The 6,699-nt window shown below is 35.5% G+C and carries 6 protein-coding genes and 3 rRNA genes; 7 read left to right on the forward strand and 2 right to left on the reverse strand.

Annotated elements, in window-relative coordinates:
• From EK386_RS19435 to EK386_RS19445, 3 genes are all read left to right on the forward strand, one after another.
• Positions 1–87, forward strand: a 23S ribosomal RNA gene (locus tag EK386_RS19435); the annotation flags it as partial.
• 61 nt (positions 88–148) lie between these two features.
• Positions 149–264: ribosomal RNA gene (gene rrf, locus EK386_RS19440) — 5S ribosomal RNA — on the forward strand.
• A gap of 410 nt (positions 265–674) precedes the next feature.
• Positions 675–1,235, forward strand: a complete 561-nt coding sequence (locus EK386_RS19445; protein WP_126660837.1) for a hypothetical protein — start codon at positions 675–677, stop codon at positions 1,233–1,235.
• A gap of 158 nt (positions 1,236–1,393) precedes the next feature.
• Here the strand turns inward: EK386_RS19445 and EK386_RS19450 are convergent, their stop codons facing one another.
• Positions 1,394–2,641 carry an erythromycin esterase family protein gene (locus EK386_RS19450; RefSeq protein ID WP_126660838.1) on the reverse strand — a complete coding sequence of 416 codons (1,248 nt, stop codon included), beginning with the start codon at positions 2,639–2,641 and terminating at the stop codon, positions 1,394–1,396.
• Positions 2,642–2,752: 111 nt separating this feature from the next.
• Between EK386_RS19450 and EK386_RS19455 the strand changes: the two genes are divergently transcribed.
• The gene (locus EK386_RS19455; protein ID WP_126660839.1) at positions 2,753–3,190 is read left to right on the forward strand and encodes a DUF4259 domain-containing protein; all 438 of its coding nucleotides are present in this window, start codon (positions 2,753–2,755) and stop codon (positions 3,188–3,190) included.
• 150 nt (positions 3,191–3,340) lie between these two features.
• Here EK386_RS19455 and EK386_RS19460 read toward each other — a convergent pair whose 3' ends face one another.
• On the reverse strand, positions 3,341–3,664 hold the full coding sequence (locus EK386_RS19460; RefSeq protein WP_126660840.1) for a YnfA family protein: 324 nt from the start codon (positions 3,662–3,664) through the stop codon (positions 3,341–3,343).
• A 146-nt stretch (positions 3,665–3,810) separates the two neighbouring features.
• On the opposite strand from EK386_RS19460, the gene EK386_RS19465 reads away from it, so the two are divergent.
• The 3 genes from EK386_RS19465 to EK386_RS19475 form a co-directional block, all read left to right on the forward strand.
• Positions 3,811–4,401 carry an anthranilate synthase component II gene (locus tag EK386_RS19465; protein WP_126660841.1) on the forward strand — a complete coding sequence of 197 codons (591 nt, stop codon included), beginning with the start codon at positions 3,811–3,813 and terminating at the stop codon, positions 4,399–4,401.
• A complete protein-coding gene (pabB, locus tag EK386_RS19470) occupies positions 4,398–6,137 on the forward strand; it encodes an aminodeoxychorismate synthase component I (RefSeq protein ID WP_126660842.1) in 1,740 nt (579 codons plus the stop codon). Before EK386_RS19465 ends, pabB begins: the two co-directional genes overlap by 4 nt.
• A gap of 391 nt (positions 6,138–6,528) precedes the next feature.
• A 16S ribosomal RNA gene (locus EK386_RS19475) occupies positions 6,529–6,699 on the forward strand; the annotation flags it as partial.

A 6,699-nucleotide genomic window follows, 5' to 3' on the forward strand; every position in this document is an offset into this window, starting at 1 on the left:
TCAAAGACGATGAGGTAGATAGGTTCGAGGTGGAAGTGTGGTGACACATGGAGCTGACGAATACTAATCGATCGAGGACTTAACCAAATCTTGAAATGCAATCAATGTCTTTATCCAGTTTTGAGAGAACGAACTCTCAACTAAATAGTCTAGTGATGATGGCAAAGAGGTCACACCCGTTCCCATACCGAACACGGAAGTTAAGCTCTTTAGCGCCGATGGTAGTTGGGGGCTTCCCCCTGTGAGAGTAGGACGTTGCTAGGCAATCAAACACCGCTGAGTTTCAGCGGTGTTTTTTAATTTTTTGAAAGTTAGAGCGATAACTTTATTAACTAATACATTTAATGGAATAGGCCGTACATAAATGCATACTAACCACCTCAGTTATCGCATACAATTAGCAGTCTATTTTTTATTGAGATATAAGAATTTTGAATGTATTGATAGCAATTTTAGCAATATAATTAACAACTAAGTTATCAGGATTACAAGATTTATTGTCATGTGATAAAAATATGCTAATTAGTTTTTTAATTACCATATTAAAAATAATGTTAAAAAAAGTTAGTTGTAAGTTAAAGATGTCCCTACATTTAAGGGGTTTTATGGAACATTTATAAAACAGTAGTATAGTATAACTTGAATGCTAAATTTTATTTTGTGGAGGTGTTACAATGAAACAAAATAATAGAGAAAGAAAAGAAGAAGAAATAAAAAAGTTATTTGAAGCTCAAAAAATAGTTTTGTACTGTTTATTAGTACTTATTTATTTATCGTTTATAGGGTTACAGCTTGGAAGAATTCAAACTATTACAGATTTTAATTATAATCTCCATGAAATGATGTATCTACCTTTTAACATAGCTATATTCGTAGTACCTGCTTTGTCCCTTATCTATGTATTCCTTTTTGTTAAATATATAAGTAAAAGGGGAAGGAAAAAGTCAGATTTAAAAACGATTATTAAAACAGTAGTAACGATATCTTCCATCGTTATCATCGTGATGATTACAGAGCATCAATTCCAAGAAGTATCCACTAGTGGTGTATTTATAGTCGAACAGAAACGATATGATAACGGGAAATATTACTTGATAACTAATAATAAAAAGGTTAGGGTTTCTCATAATGAATTTGAATTAGTTGAGGAAAATCAACAGTATCTTATTAATTATATCTGGAATAAACGAACTTCAGACATAGGGAGACTCGAAACCATTCAACGTATAGAATAGACTACACAACATGGTTTTCTTATTTTACTAACACTTTTTATGTTCAATATTTGAATACTGAACTAATTATTAAAGGACTTAGTTATCAATTAAGTCCTTTAACTTGTCAAAATTATTGCTAATTACTGTGCTAATTTACATGTTAAGATACATACGGTTTACTCTTTTAAAGGGCTTAATGCTTTAGTAGAATTGATGAAAATGAACGCGTCATATCTACTTCCTACTCTAGAAGGAACGTAATTTCCATAAGCTTCAAATTGGGGCTGATATACGACGCCAATAGCGCGATGGCCAATCCAGTCATTGAACATTTCTCTATTTTCATCCGTAAAAATCAACACTTTATCCTCTTCTCCAGCTGCATGAAGTTGACCTTCCCACGTACTTAATTTTGAAGGAGGTACGTCAATAACCTTTAAAGGCTCTCCCCATTTATCAGCAGCGATAACTGTCCCTTCGTATGTGCCAAATCCAATTGCAAATGTATTGTCCTTTCCGTATTGTTCTCGTAGGATTTGACCAACGTTAATCATTTTCTCATCTTTCATATCTGTTTCGGATGCATCTCCAATATGTGTGTTATGTTCCCAAATGATCATCTTTGTATCCCTCGCATGGTATTTTATAATTTCATTAATGGCCTCAACCATGTGTAAGTCACGGGTATTCCATGATAGCGCATCTTGCATCATTTCCCGATAATATGCCTCTGCGTTCTTTGCAACAAGGGCATTCATGATCACATTTAAATCTTCCTCATGTCGATCAGGGAAGTGCTCTTCATGATTTCTAAGAGACTTTAAGAGACTCGATACTTCCCTAATACATTCATCTGTAAAATGGGCAGTAGAAAAGGCGTAGTGTTCAGGCATTCTATTATAGGGTTCAAAGCAAGTAAACGCTTTTTTTGCGTGTTCTAAATCTACTTTGTACTTCGAATTATTTGACAAGAATTTTAAAACCTCATCAATGGATTCGTAAAGACTATATAGGTCAATTCCATAAAAGCCAACTTTTTTATCTAAAGAATTATTTTTTTCCTTTAGCCATTCAGTAAAATCCGCTATCTCTTCATTTGCCCACATCCATGTTGGCCATCGATGAAAAGCTTTTATTAATAGATCTTTAGCGGATTGCGTTTCTTCTACATAGCCTTTTACATATTGGTTTATAGCTTGTACGGAAGGCCAATCTCCTTCTACTGCAATCACACTAAAACCTTTTTCATTAATGAGTCTTTTTGATAGCTCAGCACGAATTGTATAAAATTCCGATGTCCCATGGGAAGCTTCACCAATCATGACAATTTGGGCATTTCCAATAGCATCCATTAATTTATCCAAACTTTGATCATTCAATGGGTGAGATTGCTCTTTTATAGCAGATATCAATTTTCGTGGCATATTTAATTGTGCTCCTTTTTCCTTTTAGGTTACCCAAGCCTTTCTAAAACATCACTTAAGCATAAGATATTCTAAAAAATATATACTAAACGAAAAAAAGTTGGGGTATTTATGGGCGCATGGGATATTGGTCATTTTGATAACGATTCAGCATTGGATTGGATGCACGATTTTCTAGAATCTGAAAACCAGCTAGATTTGTTAATGAATACTTTAAATATTGCTAAAGGGAAGAGAGGGTTTTTTAACAAGTTATTTAGGAAAAACTTTGAGCTAGATGAACCAGAGGCAACAGCTATACTTGCTGCTGGAGAGATTATATGTATAATCCTTGGAAAGCCTCCTGAATATTTACCTGAAGACTTGGAAAATTGGGTAGAGAATAACCAATTAACATTGGATAAAAATATAGTGAATGATGCTCTTAATGCTGTTCGAACTGTGCGAGAACACTCTGAATTACGGCTACTTTGGGAAGAAGCAGGCGAACTTAATAAGTGGTTAGAAGAGGTAAAGAATTTGGAGTTGCGTTTAGTTATAGATAGCTAAGCTACTTTTGGAAAATGGATGGAACCGAGGTGTAACTCTGGCTCAGAACAACACTAAAGTGTCCCCAGAATAGAAATTGATTTATTTTGTGTCAAAAACACTACCCCCATATCCGGTAAAATAGTGTTTTTGTTATTGTGCCTTAGTTTTTTATTGTCGCGGTAACAACATCACGGAAACCCCGACTATACAAATGGCAGCACCAACCCAGTCGTATAGATCAGGTGTTTTTTTATCAATGCCCCATCCCCACAATACGGAAAGGACAATGAACACCCCACCATAAGCGGCATAAACTCTACCAAAGGACGGGAAGGATTGGAATGTCGCAATTACCCCATAGATTGCTAAAGCTAATCCTCCAAATACACCCCAATAAAAAGATTTACCCTCTCGCAACCATAACCAGATGAGATAACCCCCACCTATTTCGGCTATACCAGCAAGAATAAACAATATTACTGCATACAACATATACATAGAACTCCTTATATTTTAATTATAAGAACATTGTAACGTAATTTTGTAAGGTAAAAACACCTGTATAATCTTACTTTTCCTTTTCACGTTGCAATTATCCCTTTATAATATTGCTTAATTGAGAAAGGGAGATAAGCAAATTGATATTAGTAATAGATAATTACGATTCATTTACCTTTAATTTAGTTCAATATATACAACAAGTGGGCGGAGAGGTCATTGTACGCCGAAATGATCAAGTAACATTAGAGGATATTGCTGCGATGAAACCAGACTTTATCTTACTTTCTCCTGGCCCAGGTAATCCCGATGATGCTGGAGTTTGTTTAGATGTTGTGAAAAAATTCTATCGTGATATTCCTATTTTGGGGGTTTGTCTTGGTCAACAAATCATTGCACAAGCATTTGGAGGGGTCGTAAAAAAAGCAAAACAACCGATGCATGGGAAAGTATCTCGTATTCAACACGACCAACGCTATCTTTTTAGTCATCTACCATCGCCTTTAAAGGTAACTAGATATCATTCGTTAGTTGTGGATGAAATGACGTTACCCGATTGTCTTGAAATTAGCGCAAAAAGTGAAGATGGTGAAATTATGGCCATTCGACATAAAGAATTTAGAGTGGAAGCAGTTCAATTTCACCCCGAATCAATATTGACAGAGAGTGGGCTATTAATGATAGAGAACTTCTTTAATAAAGTAAATGAGGAGCTGGTAATAACATCATGATAAAAGAGCCGATTTTGTCTTTCGAGTTTGCAAATAGTGTTGGTGAAGTAAAACCATTAACCTTTCGCAATCCGATTAAACTAATTGTTGCATATTCCATAAATGATGTTCTACCTTGCTTTGAACAAATAGAAAAAGCCATTGAAGCGGGTTATTATGTCGCTGGATATCTATCGTATGAAAGTGCCCCTGCTTTTGATGATGCTTACAAAGTAAAAAAGAATAGTACCATGCCTTTACTATGGTTTGGAGTCTTTACAGAGCCGGTAGAAGAAATGCTTTCAGGTGCAGGTGAGTACCATTTATCTGAATGGATCCCTTCCGTTACGACGGATGAATATCGTGGAGCCATTCAATCAATCAAGGAATCTATTGAAAATGGTCATACATATCAAACCAATTACACAATTCGGCTTCGTTCTATGTTTCAAGGGGATGACTTATCTTTTTTTGAACAATTAAGAAAAGCCCAATCGTCAAATTATTGTGCGTATATAAACACGGGAGATTATCGTATTTTGTCAGCATCCCCAGAATTGTTCTTTCATTTAAAAGATGGGAAGCTTACCACACGTCCAATGAAGGGGACTATAAAAAGAGGGAAAACGGTGCAAGAAGATGAGGAAAGAAGAAACGAGTTATTTCATTCCGAAAAAAACCGTGCTGAAAATTTAATGATTGTCGATTTATTAAGAAATGATTTAAGTGTTGTTGCCAAACCAGGGTCTGTTCAAGTAGAAAAATTATTCGAAATCGAAAATTACCCAACAGTTCATCAAATGACATCAACAATCACGGCAGCCTTGAAGGAAAATACGGGACTGCTAGAAATTTTTAAAGCCCTTTTCCCATGTGGTTCAATAACAGGAGCACCAAAGATTAGCACAATGGATATTATTGAACAACTTGAAACAGCCCCCCGTGAAGTATATTGTGGTGCGATTGGGTATATTACGCCAACGAAAGAGGCCATTTTTAATGTTCCAATTCGAACCGTGTTGATAAACGAAGAAACGAGTCAAGCAACATATGGCGTTGGTGGTGGTATTACTTGGGATTCGACAACAGAAGATGAATACTATGAAATTTTAGCTAAGGCAAGTTTATTACAAGTACAAAGACCGGAATTCCAGTTGTTGGAGAGCCTTTTATTAGTAGATGGGGAATTCTTTATTTTAGAAGAACACCTTGAAAGACTATCTAATTCAGCCAAGTATTTTGGATACGCAATTGATATAGAGATGGTAAAAATTCAATTATTGCAAATTGCAGAGCGAAATAAACAGGGGGAGTTTAAGGTACGTTGTATAATTGATAAAAAGGAAGAATTACAAATAGACGTACAATCATTAACAACTCCCAATCAACCATTCTATATAACAATGGCTGATCAACCAATCGATAAAAATAATTTGTTCCTATATCATAAAACAACGAACCGGGAAGTATATTCTCAATTTCAAAGGAAATTCCCAGAGGTGTTTGATGTACTTCTTTGGAATGAAGACGGGGAAATTACAGAGTTTACGAATGGAAATGTTGTGTTAGAAATGAATGGGAAATTGTGGACTCCCCCAATTAGTAGTGGATTGCTTGCAGGGACCTTTAGAGAGCGACTAATGAAGGAAGGGCGTATTCACGAAAAGGTTTTAACAGTGGCTGATCTAAACCAGAGTAGCGCTATATGGTTCATTAATAGTGTAAGGAAATGGGTTAAAGTTCAATTGAAGGAATGATAATGATGATGTCTCAAAGGGTTATTTGGGGCATCATATTTTTATATGAATATCTTTGTGAAAAGTTGTTGCATTTCTGTTTGAGAGTTGATATAATAATTTCTGTTGTCGCTTCACAAGCGGAGGTGCAATGTTATTGATTGACTTTAGTATATGGATAATGTAATATTGTCGAAGTTAATCTAATAAAGATTGATATACGTTAAATAAAAAGTTGACTTTTTATCTAACTAGATGATATACTAATTAAGTCGTCAAAACGACTGGATATGAACTTTGAAAACTGAACAACAAAACGTTAATGAAATACAGTTTCTCATTAAGTTGAGAAACAAAATTTGGACATCATAATTGATGCCAGCAAGAAATTTGAGCTAATCAAATTTTCTCTTTTATGGAGAGTTTGATCCTGGCTCAGGACGAACGCTGGCGGCGTGCCTAATACATGCAAGTCGAGCGGACCTTAAGGAGCTTGCTCCTAAAGGTTAGCGGCGGACGGGTGAGTAACACGTGGGCAACCTGCCCTATAGTTGGGGATAACTCCGGGAAACCGGAGCTAATA

The sequence above is a fragment of the Lysinibacillus antri genome (genome assembly GCF_003977595.1).
GTDB classification, from domain to species: domain Bacteria; phylum Bacillota; class Bacilli; order Bacillales_A; family Planococcaceae; genus Ureibacillus; species Ureibacillus antri.